Here is a 16961-nt window from a genome sequence, read left to right as displayed (position 1 = left end):
AAGGAAGGCATTTGTATCTATTTCTAGGTTCTACACAATGGAGGAATTGCTATGAAAAAGAGAAATATGTCTTGGGTTGCGCTTTTGTTGTCCTTTGTCTTGTTCTTCGCCCCATTTCCAACGTCCTTTGCCGCGGTGGAGCCTTATGTGGAAAGCGACACCACCATGGACTTCACAAAGGCACAGGGTGATTACTATTGGTTCAAATTCACTGTCCACGGCTCGCATGCAGACCCGCAGATCGCCGCAGGAAACGGGACTGTCCTCAAGACGGGAAATTGCAAGAAGCTGAAAAATGCCGAAGGCGAGGATGAATACCGCTTCCAGGTATGGGCAATCGGAAAACCAGGCGAGGCATCTGCCATCTACACTACACTCCCAGGGCAAGAACCCGTCAAGCACTGTGTCATCACCGTAGGCGATCCGTTACCATCCACAAGCAACCGGCAAACTGCCACAGAAACCTCTTCCACAAAGCAGGGGCGGACCATCTATGTGACTCGGACTGGGAAAAAGTATCACTATAACAACCACTGCAACGGCGGCACTTACTACGAATCGACCCTGGAGCAAGCGTTGGCCCGCGGCTTGGGTCCCTGCAAAAAATGCGTTGGATGACCTCCTCCCTTTTTTGATACACAAAGAAGCCCTCCGGTTTTGCGAGACCGGAGGGCTTCTTGTCTTTTGCCACCGTGCGGGATCGTTAACTCTGCAACCCCTTCAGAACCGTTTTCCGTTCCAGATGGACGGCCAGCGCAGCGAACCCTACTCCGACGGCCAGGTAGACGGCTTTTGCAATCCATCCGGCGGCCGGTAAGGCAAACGCGGGATCCAATTGCTCCAATGTCAGCGGATATTTGGAGAAAAAGGTTGCTCCAAAGAGATCCCACTCCAACGGCAATGGCAGTAAGTTGGCCGCCAGTGCCACAGGCGCCAGCACAAGAAGCAGCGCCGGATGGAGTCGTCCCGCCATCATGCCGATCCCAAATACCAGAGCCAGCGCCGGCAGCAGGGAGATCAAAGCGGGAAGGAGCAAATCGTTTAAGGAAACGGCTGGGCCGAAAAGCACAAGCAAAAATATGGTTCCAAGCGTATACACACCGAAAGCCAACAGCAGCCAGGCCGTTACAGCAGCCCCGCATTTCACCAAAAGATAGCTTCCCGCATCCACAGGGGTCGCCGCCGTCAAAGCGCTCACCCGGCGGGCCTCCTTGGAGAATATATTCCACAAGAAGAAGAGCAGTGCCACGGATAAAAGAGGCAGCTCCTGCGCCAGGTAATATCCAAAACTCCATGAGGAAAACGGCGCCGTATGCGCTACGCCTTGGATGACTTCCCCGTTCAGCGTCTGCCAGCCAAAAAAGAGACAGACCACCAGCAGGCCCAGAAAAAACTTGTTGCATACGGCCCGCCGCAGTTCATACCGAAAGATCTTACGCAAGGTCCAAATCCTCCTCTGTCAGAGCGCAAGCGCTCAGAAAATCTTGATATGTGAGATACGGGTATGTGGGATCAAGCTCACGGGTGAAAAGTTTGGCGAGGATCGCATCCATCTCTTCCTCTCCTCCAACGAGCTGCTCTGCCTTCAGGATCTTCAGCGGCATCTCGCAGTAGCGCCGCACACTCGAAAGGCTGTTCACAATATCTGCACGGTACTGTTCCGGCAACCGCTCCAGATACTCTGGATGGCGGACATAAAAATTTTGATAATAATCGTCCACCTGTTTTTGCCAAACATCCACATAGTTCTGTTTCGCATAGGCCTCGCCGTATTGCTCCTTCATCATCCGGTAAGTGGTGTAGACGGTCAACCCTTCTGCAGACCAGACATCTGTATAAGATTCCGGGGCAAACATGTTTCCAAGCCCCCACCACTGGTGGACAATCTCGTGGGCCAACACTTCACTTCCCCCAGCGCCTTTGAGAGGATCCTTCAACCCCTGTTCGTTGAAGCTTTCCTCCCCCATCACACTTGCACCAGCCGCGGCATAGCCGCCGCCGACATTGCAGATCTCGATCAATTTCATGGTGCCATCCCCATAAAATGAGAGCGGGCCGTAGTGTTCCGTGCAATAGTCAAACACTCGTTTCAAAACGCTGTCTACATTGCATTCCCGCATCACGCGCTCGTGTTTCGCGCTGTAATAAAACGCAACGTCGATTCCCGCGGCGTCAATGTGGTGCGATATGTAGTCCCCGGCATAGAGGATGATGCTTTGCCCGCTGTCAGTCAGCTTCCAGTGGACGGTGCCGTCCGGATTTTCGCCGGCCTGTTCGACCGTTCCCTCGGCAAAGAGCACCGGGGTCATGCCCTTTGGCAGGTCGATCTCCGCTGTGTAGGGCGGCGGCTCCTGGGTCTCCCAGACGAAATCCTTTGGTAAAGGAGCAAAATTCTGGTTTGCCAGGTAGAGGTAGTCGCGGCTGATCTCCAAGCTCCCCTGGCTGAGTTCCTGAAGGTTCCACTCCTGCGGGAACCCACCGTAGGCAACCTCCAACTCGATCTCCTCCTCCGCGGGCAAATCGACCTCCACCGTCTTGGTGTTTTGATCGTCGTCGTTGCAATCCCGGAAGGCCACCGAAGTCTGGTTCGCTGTGACCGATGAAACCCTGTAACCCGGGTTCACATATAAGGAAATCGTCTGCGGTTTCCCGCTGGTGTTATGCAGGGAATAGAGCGCCGTGCCGTAAAAGCGGCCTGTGGAGAGATTGGGCCTTGCCTCCACATGGATCGCGTCAAAAAACACATACTCGTTATAGGCGATATTGTAGTAGGCATCCATGTCGATCTCCGCCTTGCTATGGTCCAAGAACGGCTGATAGGTATAGACGACATAGCCGGAAAGCAGACATACCACAACCAACAATGGTAGATACACCTTGCGGACGTTCCTTGCAGCCGATCCAAAAAGTCCTTTTCCATACCGCCGGACGCAGAGGAAGGAAACAGCGCAGAGCCCGCACAGAAGCAGCAGCCAGAACAGCCGGTTGTACAGTACGGACTGTAAAAGCCGGGTGTTCCCGAAATCATCGGACATTGAATAGACCGGCGGGTTGATCCAGCGGAGCAGCCAGCTTTCGCTCCAAGCGGTCATACTGAGCAGAGCGAACGCGGCAAACAGCACCAATGTGAGATCCAGCCGCCGGGAAATCTGGTACGCCGACGCCGTAAAGAGGATCGCAAAGAGAGTAGAAGGCAGCATGAAGGAGAGGTATACCGCCACATAAAGCCATCCCCGGAAGACCGATCCGGTCTGTAGCATCGTGAACGGCAGCCAAGCAACCAGTGTCACCGCCTGGGCCGTCAGCGCGGCGAGAGACAGCGCACCGATCCGGCAAAATCCCATGCAAAGCGGCGAAAGCATCGCATCGGTTAGAAGATCGACGCGGGAGCGGTGGCTGCGGCTGCATTCCAGCGCGGTTAACAGGGCGAATATGACAGCGCTACCGATCCCACCGGCCAACGCTGGATTCCCCAGGTATGCCCCTGTCAGGGAGACGGAGTATGCAGCTTCAGAAGAGGAGGCCAACGGCCTATAAAGCCAAAGGCCAGCCGCCGGGGACAATCCCGTGACCGCAATTGCCAACCAGGTCAACCGGTTTCGGAACAGCCGCCCAATTTCCACCCGGAAGAGGGACCAAGCTTTCATTGCAGCTCCCCCTCCCCGGTAATCCAATACAGATATGCGTCCTCCAGGGAGGGCTCAACCGGCTCGGCAAAAGGCGGCAATTCCGCCGCTACGCCCCGGCAAGCCACCCCTCTGGCTGTATTGACACGCGAGGTGATCTGTAAATGGCTGTCCGCCCGGCTCTCCTCACTCTCCAAAAATACCCCCACGTGTCCTTGCGCTGAAGCAATGAGCGCTTCCGGCGTCCCGGTGAAAAGAATCCTCCCGCGGTCAATGACGATCAGCTGGTTGCACACCGATTGGACATCCTCGATGATATGGGTGGATAAGAGGACGATTTTGTCCTGCGCTGTCCGGGAGAAAAAATTGCGAAAGTGAATGCGCTCTTCCGGGTCCAGTCCCACCGTGGGCTCGTCCAGGATCAGGAATTCCGGCTCTCCCAAAAGGGCTTGCGCGATTCCAACCCGCTGGCGTTGTCCTCCGGAGAGCGTCCGGATGCGCGCCTTGCGCTTTTCCACAAGGTTTGCCGCTTCCATGGCCCTATCGATGGCAGCGCGGCTGTCCCGGATTCCCTTCAATGCCGCCATATAATCGAGAAACTGCCAAACCGTCAGTTCTTCGTACAGCCCAAAGGATTGAGGGAGGTAGCCCAGACGCGCCTTCAGCGCCTTTTCGCAGGCTTGCAGGGGTGTCCCGTCCACGGAAATGGTGCCGCTGGACGGCAGCAGTCCAGCCACCAGGAGCTTCATCAGCGTGGACTTTCCCGCGCCGTTTGGCCCCAGCAGGCCGATCAGATTGGGGCTTTCCAGCGTAAGATCCACATCCCGGAGGGCTTGTTTCCCTGTAGGATATGTCATGTTTAGTTGTTCAATAGCAATCCGCATGAATGGTTCCATCCTTTCCAAAATTGGGATGCCTCTATCATACGGAATCCATTTGGAGCCGCTGTGCAGTTTTTTTGTAGTTTTTATGGAGAAACAGACCCATTTTGAGATGATATGCCCCTAGCCCCATTTTGCAGGAAGTCCCGCTATTTTTTACAACATTTTCTATGAGGCCTCTTATCTTTTAATAGATATCTTCTATAGCATACTTTTCAAAAGTTTTGGGAATACAGCAATTCAAACAGGGGATATTGTTCCAATCCATGTTGGAACTCCATATAGCCCTGTACGACATTAGGAAAAGAATCCTCCATTCTTACACTTTTGTAAGCTGGCCGCCCAAGACGGGAAAAGTGTGGTACAATCGGAGGGGATTACAAAACGGGAGGGCTCGCTGTGAATCGATTGTTTCTTTTGGAAGACGATGACAGCCTGATCGATGGGCTACAATATGTATTGACAAAAAATGGGTACGAAGTGGAAGTCGCCAGATCAGTGGCACAAGCGCGGCTTCTCCTGGCGGAACGTCCACCATATGACCTTCTTCTGTTGGACGTGACCCTACCGGACGGAACAGGCTTCTCTGTGTGCGAACAGGTGCGCCGGACGGGCAGCGCCGTGCCAATCCTATTTTTGACCGCAGCCGATGAGGAAACCAGCGTCATCCGCGGCTTGGACTGCGGTGGGGACGACTACTTGACAAAACCATTCAAACTTGGAGAATTATGTTCGCGTATTCGTGCCCTATTGCGACGCGCAGGAATGCCGCGACAGGAAGAAGCCCTATGCAGCGGCCCCCTCCGGATCGACCTATTGGGCAGCAAGGCAACGCTGGATGGCCATCCCCTGGAACTGACTGGAATGGAATACCGGCTACTTTGCGTCCTGGTGCGCAACGCCAACCGTATTGTCACCCGCGGCGCTCTACTGGATATGCTCTGGGACGGAAACGGAAACTTCGTGGACGACAATACCCTCTCGGTGTATATGCGGCGGCTGCGCGGAAAGGTCGAGCAGGACCCCTCCCATCCAGAGCACTTGTTGACTATCCGCGGCTTTGGATACCAGTGGAAGGAGGCGGGCGAATGAACTTTTTACAAGAATCTGTTTTGCGCCGGTATTTCGCATTCTTACTCCTATTTTTAGCGTTGCTAACCGGATTCGGAATACTGTATGGGACGAACTGCATACAGGCCGAAAAAAATCTGCTGCTTGCGCATGACCGCGCATTTGTCTCATCCCTCCTAGAGGAAGACATCCCTCCGGAGACGATTCTCCGCGCGCTCAAACAAGCAAAGGAAACCGAACGGGGCGCCGCTTTGCTGCGGCAGAGCGGCTGGACGGAACGGACCTCCGCCCTTTTTTTGCCCCAAGTCCGGCAGGCGGCTGCCGTATCCATGGGGACCGCTGTGGGAGGGGTTCTTTTGCTGGCTCTGTTTCTGATGGGTGGCTCTCTCTTCTTTCTGACGCGGTTGGACCGCCTCTACCGGCGGGCGGGCGAGGCCGTGGAACGATTCTCCGGAGGCGATTTCACTCGCCGCCTGCCGCGCGGCCGAACCGGATCGTTCTCCCATCTGCTCGCCGCAGTGGACGAACTGGCCGTGGCACTGCAATCCAAAAGCGAGGCAGAGCGCAAGGCCAAGGAATTTCTCAAGGACGCGCTCTCGGACATCTCCCACCAACTTAAAACGCCTCTGGCAGCACTGGCAATGTACAATGAAATCATCCTGGAAGAGCCGGAAAACCGTACTACCGTTCAGGAATTTTCTCAAAAGGCAGCGCAAGCCCTCTCCCGAATGGAAGGGCTGATCGGCACTCTATTAAAGGTAATGCGCTTGGACGCGGGCAGCGTCCCCTTCGAAAGGGGGATTTACACGATGCAGGAGCTGGTGCTCCGATCAACAGAAGAACTCACAACACGTGCGCAGCGGGAGGGGAAACACATCCGCTTCGACGGCCCGCCGGAGGAACGGATCTTCTGCGACTTAGCCTGGACGAGCGAAGCGGTCGGCAATCTGGTAAAAAACGCGCTGGACCATACAGAGATGGGCGGCGAGGTTTGTCTATCATGGCAGCGTTCGCCCTTGACGCTCCGCCTGTCTGTGGAGGACAATGGGTCTGGCATCCCACCGGAAGAGCTCCCGCACATTTTTAAGCGTTTTTACCGCGGCAAATCTTCCCAGACAAAGCAAGGAGTGGGGCTGGGCCTGCCGTTAGCCAAGTCCATTGTAGAGGGACAGGACGGCGTTCTGACGGTTCAGAGCACACCCGGACGCGGAACAATCTTCACGCTCTCCTTCCTTACCAAAACGTAAGATACCATTCACCGGAACGTAAGGTGCAGACCGTATGATGGAAGCGATCTGATAAGGAGGTATCCTATATGGAAGTATTGCGTGTAGAGAACCTTTGCAAAGTATACGGCAAAGGAGAAACAAGAGTGGAGGCGTTGAAAAACGTCTCGTTCTCCATGGAAAAAGGTGAATTTGCAGCAGTGGTCGGGGAATCCGGCTCCGGCAAAAGCACGCTGTTACACTGTATCGGCGGGTTGGAGCAACCTTCCTCCGGACACGTCTACCTGGATGGCCGGGATCTGTTTGCACTGCGAGAAAACCAGCGCACGATCTTCCGGCGGCAAAACATCGGGTTTATTTTTCAATCCTTCCAGCTGGTGGAGGAATTAACAGTGGAGCAGAATATCGTCTTCCCCCTCCTGCTGGATGGACGCAAACCAGATGAGGCACGTGTGGAGGAGCTTTTATGGATACTGGGATTGATGGAGCGCCGTCATCATCTGCCGAGCCAGCTTTCAGGCGGGCAGCAACAGCGCGTGGCAATCGGGAGAGCGCTGATCGCCAAACCGATGTTGGTCCTGGCGGACGAACCCACAGGCAACCTGGATTCGAAAAACAGCCAAGATGTTGTTGAACTCTTACACCGCGCCTCACGGCACTACCGGCAGACCGTTCTGATGATCACTCACAATGTACACTTGACGGATGCGGTGGACCGCGTGTTGCAGGTTTCGGACGGCGAGTTGCGCGATTGGGGAGGGATGCAGGAATGAAACGCTATCTGGACCTCATCCCGATCTCCGCCAAACGGCACCGGAGGCAAAGCCTTATGACGCGGCTGTGTATCTTTTTAGCTGTATTCCTTGTAACAGCAATCTTTGGGATGGCAGATATGGAACTGCGCTCTCAACGGCAACAGGCGATTATGGATGGCGGCAATTGGCACATTGCTTTCCGGGACATCACAGAAGAACAAGCCGCGCGCATTGCCGCCTGGCCAGAGGTGAAAACATCTTCCTGGTATGGCGTTGTGAATTATGATTGCGACGAGGGGTACACCCTTTCCGGGATCGAAACAGCCATCTGCGGCGCTGACCCCGCTTGGATGGGAATGTTCCCCGCTGTCCAGGTGGAGGAGGGTTCCTTCGATGCCGAAGGCAGCGGTGTACTGCTAACAGAGAACGCCCGCGCGCGCTTGGAGGTACAGGTGGACGACTTCATCCAGCTATATACCCCGGACGGGCGAGTCCTAGATCTACAAGTCACAGGCTTTGTGACCAACACCGCCATGTTGGACCACGAGGACGCGTTCGGTTTGGTTATGAACACGCAGACTTTCCGCTCCTATTTTTCTGGAGATACGGCACAGGACGCAGATTCCGTTTATTATGTGCAATTTTCGCCGCTTTGCCGCATCTTACAGGTAGTAGAATCGATCAAAACAGAGCTGCATTTAACCGACGCACAAGTTTTTCCCTATGGAAAACTCTTGGGCTTAATGGGCCAAAGCGATGACCCCTTAATGCTGCGCCTGTATCTGACCGCAGCGGTACTGGCAGTCCTCGTGGCGACGGCCGGCATACTGATGATCGCCAGCAGCCTAAACAGCAACATCGCCCAAAGGATTTCATTCTTCGGTCTGTTGCGTTGCCTGGGGGCAACACGCAAACAGGTGGCGCGTTTTGTCCGTTTAGAGGCGCTAAACTGGTGTAAAACGGCAATTCCGCTGGGGCTTGCGGCAGGCACGGCACTCGTTTGGGTACTCTGCTCCCTGCTTGTGAAGCTCAGCCCCACCTATTTTGCCGGGATGCCAGCTTTTGGGATCAGTGGAATTGGCCTTACCTGTGGGGTTGTGATTGGCTTAGTAACCGTCCTGCTCGCAGCACGTGCGCCTGCAAAGCGTGCAGCAAAGGTCTCGCCTCTGTGCGCTGTCTCCGGAAATGCAACCCCCGTCTCGCCGGTACGCCGTGCAGCAAATACGCGCTTATTCCGTGTGGACACTGCACTGGGGGTCCGTCATGCCACGGCCAGCAAAAAGAATTTCTTTCTGATGGTCAGCTCCTTTGCGTTCAGCATCATCCTATTCCTAGCGTTCAATATGGCGATAGATTTTATGCATCAGTCTATCACACCACTGCGTCCGTATTCCGCAGACCTGTCAATCATCAGCGCAGACCAAACCTGTTCCATCCCATCCGAGCTAGGACAGCATCTTGCAGAGGACCCGGTGGTCAAGCGTGTGTATGGGCGGATGTTTGCTTATGGGATTCCCGCTACCATTGATGGCCAAGAGGGGACTGTGGACCTGATTTCCTACGAAATCAACCAGTTTGGATGGGCCTCCGGCTCCCTCCTAGAGGGTTCCATTGATGAATCCCTGAACGGAAATGGACTCCTTGCGCTCTATGGCAACGGAACCACGCGCCATACCGGCAGCACGGTGACCGCAGACTTTGGGACGGGCACACAAACGCTCACCGTTTCAGGGGTACTGTCTGATTGCCCGTTCCAAAGCGAACCTGGTGTGGAAATCTTCATTTGTTCAGAGGGAACCTTCCGCACGTTAACTGGGCAGGATGGATACACAATCCTGGACCTACAGTTGAACGCAGATGCAACCGACGCAGACGTTGAAGCGATCCGTACCCAAGTGGGCAGCGGCACCACCTTCTCAGACGACCGGCGCTCAAACAGCGAGGCCATTGGCGCCTACTATTCGTTTGCATTGTTTGTTTACGGGTTTCTCTCTGTAATCGCTCTGATCGCGGTTTTCAACATTGTAAACAGCATCTCCATGAGCGTGTCCGCGCGGGTACGGCAATACGGCGCTATGCGGGCCATCGGTATGAGCAGCCATCAACTGATGCGAATGGTAGCGGCGGAGGCTGCAACCTATTCACTGTTTGGCATTCTAGTGGGTTGTGCAGTTGGGCTCCTAGCAAATTGGTTCTTATTCCGAATCACGGTTACGGCCAACTGGGGAATCCCGTGGTATATCCCATGGGCAGCACTGGGCTTGATTGTCCTATTGGTGGCATTCTCTGCCGCACTGGCAGTTCGCGGTCCCTCCCAGCGTATCCGCCGCATGTCCATCGTTGAAACCATCCACGCGGAGTAGCATTTCTCACATGCACATTCCCCTCTGATTGCCCAATGTCCCTAGAATTAAAGCGCCTACACCTTGCTTGGTCATCTGCTTTCCTCAGATTCCTGTCTTGAAAATCCTACCGATTGGAACAACAAACAACCCCCTCAAAGAATGAACAAAACGTTCATCCCTTGAGGGGGTTCTTTCGCTTGTTAGGATTTTTCAACACGATTCCCCATTTGTGGAACCGTTCACCGCACACTCCGGAGCCTCTGCTGGGACCGTTTCTTTGGGGTGCTCCTCCTTTGGCTTTTCCCGGAATGGGAGGATATATTTTTTCACGATCAGGCCCTCGTACTTGAGCTTAAACTGTACGCGCCCGAAAAAACGGTGCTGGCAATGGCGGCAGATGAATTCTGCACGATAGCTCTTGTTTTTAAGCTGCCATTCACTTACACGGTGTGCCCGCCGCCCGCACACATCACAGTTAAAGAGCATGTCGCTGCGCTTGATCAGTGGGTTAGACAAGTCGCAGATCACTACGGTCTTAAATTGGATGCGACGGTAAAACTCTGCATCGGCCTCTTGCACAAAGGGGGCAAGGCTCTCCGGCGTATAAAGCTTTTGCAAGCAACGCAGCGAAAGCAGGCTATCTCCTAAAGCGCGATGATGATCAAAGCCGTCCTCATCGATCTCCAAAAGCTGGGCCGATGTGGAAAGTCCCATCTGCTGGGTTTTATCATAGTGGAGCATTTCCTCGCAGTACGCCTGCAAATTGACATAATACTGTAAAAACGGGATATGCTCATCGCCGCAGAAGTAACGGCAATTCTCGATTAGCGCAAGGATGTCGGACGTGCCCCAGGTCATAAGGACCGCGTCGCCCATCCATTTTTTAAAGCGGCTGATGACCTGCATATATTGTAGGCCGCCCGCGAGATCCTCATTCGTAATGCTTGTGAGCGTGCGGATCTTGCCGCTGATCTTCTTTCCCACCTGCGGCCGGACCAGCGCCTCAAAAGTGTCGATGATATGAAGCTGTTCGTCCACCTTGACCGCGCCGAACTCAATGATCTCGTTGATGAAGCTCTTGATGCGGCGGCTATAGGTTCCATTCCATTCCAGGTCGAGTATTACAAAATTCATAAGATCGGCCGTACCTCCAAGTGGAATTCCGCGCAGGATTATTTTTTCCGGCTTGCCATCTTCATGCGCGTTTCCTTATCGAGGATCTTTTTGCGCATACGGATGCTCTTGGGTGTAACCTCGACCAGCTCGTCGTCCTTGATGAATTCGAGGCACTGTTCCAAGCTGAGGATGCTTGGCGGGACCAACTTGAGCGCTTCGTCGGACCCAGCTGCACGGGTGTTGGTGACATGCTTTTTCTTGCATACATTCACTACAATATCTTCACTCTTAGGGCTGACGCCGACGATCATGCCTTCATAGACTTCCAGGCCGGGGCCGACAAACATACGGCCACGGTCTTGCGCTTGCCAAAGGCCATAGCCGGTGGTCTCCCCCGCCTCGTGCGCGATCAAAGACCCCTGCTGGCGGCTCTGTAAATCGCCCTTATAGGGTTCGTAGCAGTCGAACACATTGTTCATGATGCCGTTTCCGTTGGTGTCGCTGAGGAATTCCTGGCGGTACCCCATCAAACCACGCGCTGGAATTTTGAATTCCAGATGGGTCACGCCGGTGTCGCGCGTGCCCATATTGACAATTTCTGCCTTGCGGGAGCCGAGTTTTTCCATGACGACGCCGACGTAATTGTCCGGCACCTCAATCATGAGCAGTTCGATCGGCTCGCAGCGTTTGCCGTCAATCTCTTTATAAATGACCTGCGGGCTGGAAACCTGGAACTCATATCCCTGACGGCGCATCTGCTCAATCAGGATCGAGAGATGCAACTCACCGCGTCCACTCACCTTAAACGCCTCGGTGGTGTCAGTTTCCTCCACGCGCATGGCGACGTTGGTCTCCACCTCTTTAAAGAGGCGGTCGCGCAGGTTGCGGGAGGTGACGTACTTGCCCTCGCGCCCTGCAAAGGGGCTGTTGTTGACCATAAAGATCATGGAAACGGTCGGCTCGTCGATCTTGACAAACGGCAAAGGTTCGATGCAGTCGGGCGAGCAAATGGTCTCCCCGATGTTCAGATCTGTGATGCCGGAAACTGCCACGATGTCGCCAAGCTTTGCGCTTTCCACCTCGACGCGTTTGAGGCCTTCAAACTGATACAGCTTAACAACCCGGACGTTCTTCGTGGTACCGTCGCGGTGGCAAAGCACGACATTTTCGCCGTCATGCACCTCGCCGCGCTCCACACGGCCGATGCCGATACGTCCCACATAATCGTCATAGTCCACATTGGAGAAGAGCACCTGTGTCGGGCCGTTCAGCTCACCCGTAGGCGCAGGCACTTCTTTGAGGATCATATCAAACAGCGGCTTCATGTCCTTACCGGGCACTGCGGGGTCCAGCGTCGCATAGCCGTCCCTGCCGGATGCATACACCACAGGGAATTCGAGCTGGTCGTCGTTGGCCCCCAACTCGATAAAGAGGTCTAAAACCTCGTCTACAACCTCAGCTGGGCGCGCACCGGGCCGGTCAATTTTATTCACTACAACGACAGGCTTTTTCCCAAGGCCCAAAGCTTTTTTCAACACAAAGCGTGTCTGAGGCATACAGCCTTCAAAAGCGTCCACCAGCAGCAGAACGCCGTCCACCATCATGAGGATGCGCTCCACCTCGCCTCCAAAATCGGCGTGACCAGGCGTATCGACAATGTTGATCTTTGTATCCTGATAGATGACCGCCGTATTTTTGGAGAGGATGGTGATGCCGCGTTCCCTCTCCAGATCATTGGAGTCCATCACACGCTCCGCAACCTCCTGGTTCGCGCGAAAAATGCCGCTCTGCTTCAGGAGCTGATCCACCAAGGTAGTCTTCCCATGGTCGACGTGGGCAATGATGGCGATATTTCTCAGGTCGTTTCTTACATCCATATATGATCCCTCTTCTTTAAAATTCACAAACGTTTATTATTATAACATACTCCGCGCAACAGTGGTATGGATTTTGTCATAAAATTTTCTATGGGGACGTGCGCAGTTTTTCTTCGTTTTGCACGGACGTGCCTTCTGCTAAAAACTATATTGCGTAGCTTTTCGAAAGCCATCGCTTGCGCAAGGCTTTCGAAAAACAAAAAAACGGCTCCTCACATTGTGAGGAGCCTAATATGGAGCGAACGACGAGGCTCGAACTCGCTACCTCCACCTTGGCAAGGTGGCGCTCTACCAGATGAGCTACGTTCGCATATCTTGCATCCGTTTTGCTTGGTGCGTGGATTATTATACGACAGCCTTTCCAGTTTGTCAACACATTTTTCCAAATTTTTTTAAATGGATTTGAGCATCCTCCTAATAGGGTTTCCCATTTTGAGCTGGACATGCTATAATACAATATCATATATTATCATGTGTTGTACTTTTTTGGCATCATGTCATTTCGAATCGAACAACTGGAGGGAGCCATTTGTACTTACTCAACCTGGGCGCTTGGAACACAATCTTTGCTGTGCCGTGCGCCGTTGTGGATCAATATCTAAAGATTGCCAGCCCAAACCAGCTAAAGGTGCTGCTCTGGGTCCTGCGCCATGCGGACCACGGCTTTGAACCGAAAGAACCCGCACAGGCGCTTGGCCTTTCAGAAGATGCCGTCGAGGAAGCGCTGCTCTTCTGGCAGCAAGACGCCAATCTGCTGACAATTAACGGCGTGGAGATCAAACCTACAGCGGACGGGACGCAGGCGATTCCCGCAGATTCCCCTTCCCCCGCTGTGCCGGCCGTTGCTGCTCCTGTGCTAGAACCTCCTGCCAAGGCCAGGCCCGCATCGATTCTCACCCGCCCGCAAAAACCGGACAATGCATTCGTTGCCAAACGGATGGCGGAATCGGAAGAAATCGCTTATCTGATGCAGGACGCCCAACGCATCCTGGGACGGCTGCTGAGCAACGGCTGTTCTGCAACACTTTTAATGTTGCACGACGACTTCGGCCTCCCAGTGGATGTCATCTTGATGCTATTGCAATATGCGGCCAATGCAGGCAAAACAAGCACCCGGTATATCGAAAAGGTCGGTATGGATTGGGCGGAGGAGGAAATTTTTACCCATCAAAAAGCGGAAGAGAAGCTGCGCAAAATTGCGGAAAATGCCAAGGCGTGGCGCGTGGTGGAACAAACCTTGGGCATTGCGCACCGCTCCCCCACTGCCAAAGAAGAAACCCTTGCCGCTGCATGGGTCAACGACTGGGGCTTTTCCCCCGCGCTACTGCGCGAAGCATATGAGCGCTGCGTAGATACAAAAGGTCAACTGAGCCTGAGCTACATGAATGGCATCCTCTCCCGCTGGCACGAACAGGGCATTACGACGCTCCAGCAGGCACAAGAGGAGAAACTGCGCAAGGCCGCAGCCCGTAAGCAGGAATCTGCTGCAAAAAGCACCTATGACATTGACGAGTTCGAGCGCTCCGGCGCCTTCGATCATTTTAATGGGGAGTGACAGAAGTGGGATACAGCAAAGAGGTCTATCTGGCCGCAGCTACAGCGTTATCGGAACAAAAAGCACGCGCAGAACAGGAAGCGGAGGCACACCGCACAGAGCTGTACAGCGCCTTTCCGCGCGCAGGGCAAATTGAGAGAGAACTTGCCTCCACAGCCATCACCGCAGCGCGGGCCGTGTTGGGCGGTGCAAACGCCAAGGAACATTTGAGCCGTCTCAAAGAACGCAACCAAGCCCTCCAAAAAGAGTTGGACGGCCTTTTGGAGCAGGCAGGCCTTCCCAAAGACTTTCTAGAACCCCATTATGCTTGCTCCTACTGTTCGGATACTGGATATGTGGACGGCCATATGTGCAGCTGTCTAAAAAAGCGCCTGCGCGCAGAGGCGTATAAAAGTTTAAATGCACTCACCCCCCTCTCCCTCTCTACGTTCGAGACGTTCTCACTCGATTACTACTCCGAACAGCCGGAGGCATCTGGACGGTCGGAACGCGGGACGATGACGCGCGTCCTGGATGTCTGCATGACATACGCGCAAAACTTTTCGCTACATAGTTCCAATCTGATCCTGATGGGCGGAACAGGTTTAGGAAAGACTCACCTCTCGCTTGCAATTGCAAATACAGCGATTGCCAAGGGGTTTGGTGTGGTATATAGCTCTGTGAACAACATCGTCGCAAAATTGGAACGGGAGCACTTCGGGCGTGAAGAGGAGAATGACACCAGTTCGTTGCTACTCGACTGCGACCTCTTGATCTTGGATGACCTCGGGACCGAATTCCGCACAGCATTTTCTGTTGCAGAGATCTACAACATCGTCAACACACGCCAGATGGCGCAAAGGCCCACGATTATCAGCACGAACCTGACCATGAAAGAAATCGAAGAGCGCTACACGGAGCGCTTTGCCTCGCGCATCTTGGGCGGCTATGTGCGTCTATCGTTCTGCGGGCGGGATGTTCGCCTACAAAAGCGGATGCGCGCCGCAGACCAAAGCAACCGCTGACCCTTCTTCCAAGGACGGGCCATTATTTTTCCATAGGCCACGGCAGTACCGTTTGTAGAGCGGCTGTTTCAAGGTACATCACCCATATACAAAACAAGCGCAGTTCTGGCGGAAATCCCTGCCGGAACTGCGCTTGTTCATACTCTGTCAACTACGGTTATTCCCCTGGAAATTATTACGCATCGCCGTAATCGCCCAGTGTGCCAAGGCTCTGCGCCTTTAAGTAAGCGTTGATAAAACCGTCGAGGTCGCCGTCCATCACGGCATTGATATTGCCCGTTTCAAAACCAGTCCGATGGTCCTTGACCAACGTATATGGCATGAAGACGTACGAACGGATCTGGGAACCCCAGGCGATCTCCTTCTGTACCCCCTTGATATCCTCGATACGCTCTAGGTTCTCACGTTCCTTAATCTCCAACAACTTGGATTTCAACATACGCATCGCAACGTCCCGGTTCTGATACTGGCTGCGCTCCACCTGGCAAGAGACGACGATACCGGTCGGGATGTGCGTCAAACGCACAGCGGAAGAGGTCTTGTTGACCTTCTGGCCGCCTGCGCCGCTTGCGCGGTAGACATCCATCTTGATATCGGCCGGGTCGATCTCAATCTCGATGGTGTCATCGATCTCGGGCATAACCTCCAAGGAGGAAAACGACGTATGGCGGCGGCCGGAAGCGTCAAACGGCGAAACACGCACCAAACGGTGCACGCCGCTTTCGCTCTTTAAAAAGCCATAGGCGTTCTCGCCCTCAATCAGAATACTGGCGCTCTTCAGTCCAGCTTCCTCGCCGTCCAGATAGTCCAGCGTGCTCACCTTAAAATTGTGGCGCTCTCCCCAACGGCAGTACATGCGATAGAGCATTTCCGCCCAGTCTTGGGCCTCTGTGCCACCTGCGCCTGCATGAAAAGTGAGGATGGCGTTTTTATTATCATACTCTCCGTTGAGCAGTGTGGAAAGACGCTGTGTCTCCAAGCTCTCACGAATATTTTTCAATTCGTCTTTGGCTTCTGGGAGCAAGGATTCATCTCCCTCCTCATTGCCAAGCTCAATCAGCGCCATCGTGTCATCATAAGCGGCGGTCAATTTCTCATACGCCGCAATTTTATCCTTAAGTGAGCTGGACCTCTGTAAAATCTTCTGAGAATTCTGCGCGTCATCCCAGAATCCCGGCATCGAAGCCTTTGTGTCCAGCTCCGCAATTTCGTTTCGCATACGTTCCAGGCCCAGCGCCTCAGCAAGGTCGTCGATTTCCGGGCGCAGCCCCTCCAGTTCCAGCCTTAATTCATCAAATTGCAGCATACTACCATCCTTAAACATTGATTTCATCTGTGGCAAACCAAACGTTTCCCGTCTAACTAAATTAGTATATCGGATTTTCCGAAATTTGTAAAGAGGCAGCGCACTGCACCACTTTATAGCGCTGTAGGTTTGTCAAACATCTTGTACAGCGAGAGATTCAAAGAAAGCAGCAAGTTTTTCTTTCGGGGAGAGCCAGGCA

At 53.9% G+C, this 16961-nt stretch carries 13 protein-coding genes and 1 tRNA gene; 7 read left to right on the top strand and 7 right to left on the bottom strand.

The features are described from left to right. The first annotated feature begins 51 nt into the window (after positions 1-51). A complete protein-coding gene (locus I2G69_RS03200) occupies positions 52-618 on the top strand; it encodes a hypothetical protein (protein WP_087234736.1) in 567 nt (188 codons plus the stop codon). Positions 619-703: 85 nt separating this feature from the next. On the opposite strand, the gene I2G69_RS03195 is transcribed toward I2G69_RS03200, so the two are convergent. From I2G69_RS03195 to I2G69_RS03185, 3 genes are read right to left on the bottom strand one after another with little or no spacing between them, the layout of a single operon-like run. Beyond that, positions 704-1441: a hypothetical protein gene (locus I2G69_RS03195; RefSeq protein WP_195560198.1), complete on the bottom strand. Its 738-nt coding sequence runs from the start codon at positions 1439-1441 to the stop codon at positions 704-706. Next, complete coding sequence (locus I2G69_RS03190) at positions 1434-3647, bottom strand: M1 family aminopeptidase (RefSeq protein ID WP_195560197.1); 2214 nt, start codon at positions 3645-3647, stop codon at positions 1434-1436. Before I2G69_RS03190 ends, I2G69_RS03195 begins: the two co-directional genes overlap by 8 nt. Beyond that, complete coding sequence (locus I2G69_RS03185) at positions 3644-4510, bottom strand: ABC transporter ATP-binding protein (protein ID WP_087234733.1); 867 nt, start codon at positions 4508-4510, stop codon at positions 3644-3646. The genes I2G69_RS03190 and I2G69_RS03185 overlap by 4 nt, the downstream gene beginning before the upstream one ends. A 396-nt stretch (positions 4511-4906) precedes the next feature. On the opposite strand from I2G69_RS03185, the gene I2G69_RS03180 reads away from it, so the two are divergent. The 4 genes from I2G69_RS03180 (at position 4907) to I2G69_RS03165 (ending at position 9922) form a co-directional block, all read left to right on the top strand. Continuing rightward, entirely contained in the window at positions 4907-5599 is a 693-nt protein-coding gene (locus tag I2G69_RS03180; RefSeq protein ID WP_191362993.1) for a response regulator transcription factor, read from the top strand. Then, on the top strand, positions 5596-6825 hold the full coding sequence (locus I2G69_RS03175) for a HAMP domain-containing sensor histidine kinase (protein ID WP_191362994.1): 1230 nt from the start codon (positions 5596-5598) through the stop codon (positions 6823-6825). Before I2G69_RS03180 ends, I2G69_RS03175 begins: the two co-directional genes overlap by 4 nt. 68 nt (positions 6826-6893) lie before the next feature. After that, positions 6894-7577 (top strand): ABC transporter ATP-binding protein, encoded by a 684-nt coding sequence (locus I2G69_RS03170; RefSeq protein ID WP_087234729.1) that lies wholly within the window; start codon positions 6894-6896, stop codon positions 7575-7577. Next, positions 7574-9922: an FtsX-like permease family protein gene (locus I2G69_RS03165; RefSeq protein ID WP_195560196.1), complete on the top strand. Its 2349-nt coding sequence runs from the start codon at positions 7574-7576 to the stop codon at positions 9920-9922. The genes I2G69_RS03170 and I2G69_RS03165 overlap by 4 nt, the downstream gene beginning before the upstream one ends. A gap of 192 nt (positions 9923-10114) precedes the next feature. Here the strand turns inward: I2G69_RS03165 and I2G69_RS03160 are convergent, their stop codons facing one another. The 3 genes from I2G69_RS03160 to I2G69_RS03150 all read right to left on the bottom strand — a co-directional run bounded on the left by I2G69_RS03160 (position 10115) and on the right by I2G69_RS03150 (position 13207). Then, the gene (locus tag I2G69_RS03160) at positions 10115-11038 is read right to left on the bottom strand and encodes a 3'-5' exonuclease (RefSeq protein WP_087234727.1); all 924 of its coding nucleotides are present in this window, start codon (positions 11036-11038) and stop codon (positions 10115-10117) included. A gap of 38 nt (positions 11039-11076) precedes the next feature. Beyond that, on the bottom strand, positions 11077-12897 hold the full coding sequence (typA, locus tag I2G69_RS03155) for a translational GTPase TypA (protein WP_087234726.1): 1821 nt from the start codon (positions 12895-12897) through the stop codon (positions 11077-11079). Between the two features lie 234 nt (positions 12898-13131). Next, positions 13132-13207, bottom strand: a tRNA-Gly gene (locus I2G69_RS03150). A 219-nt stretch (positions 13208-13426) separates the two neighbouring features. Here I2G69_RS03150 and I2G69_RS03145 point away from each other — a divergent pair. Together I2G69_RS03145 and I2G69_RS03140 are read left to right on the top strand one after the other, a co-directional pair. Then, the gene (locus tag I2G69_RS03145) at positions 13427-14452 is read left to right on the top strand and encodes a DnaD domain protein (RefSeq protein WP_195560195.1); all 1026 of its coding nucleotides are present in this window, start codon (positions 13427-13429) and stop codon (positions 14450-14452) included. Between the two features lie 5 nt (positions 14453-14457). After that, entirely contained in the window at positions 14458-15456 is a 999-nt protein-coding gene (locus I2G69_RS03140) for an ATP-binding protein (RefSeq protein WP_087234724.1), read from the top strand. Positions 15457-15631: 175 nt separating this feature from the next. Here I2G69_RS03140 and prfB read toward each other — a convergent pair whose 3' ends face one another. Continuing rightward, a complete protein-coding gene (prfB, locus tag I2G69_RS03135) occupies positions 15632-16762 on the bottom strand; it encodes a peptide chain release factor 2 (RefSeq protein ID WP_191362997.1) in 1131 nt (376 codons plus the stop codon). Positions 16763-16961 lie beyond the last annotated feature (199 nt).

It is taken from the genome of Anaeromassilibacillus sp. D41t1_190614_C2 (assembly GCF_015558525.1).
Lineage (GTDB): Bacteria > Bacillota > Clostridia > Oscillospirales > Acutalibacteraceae > Anaeromassilibacillus > Anaeromassilibacillus stercoravium.
Note: the sequence above shows the minus strand (reverse complement) of the source record. Positions and strands in the feature narration are given on the sequence as shown.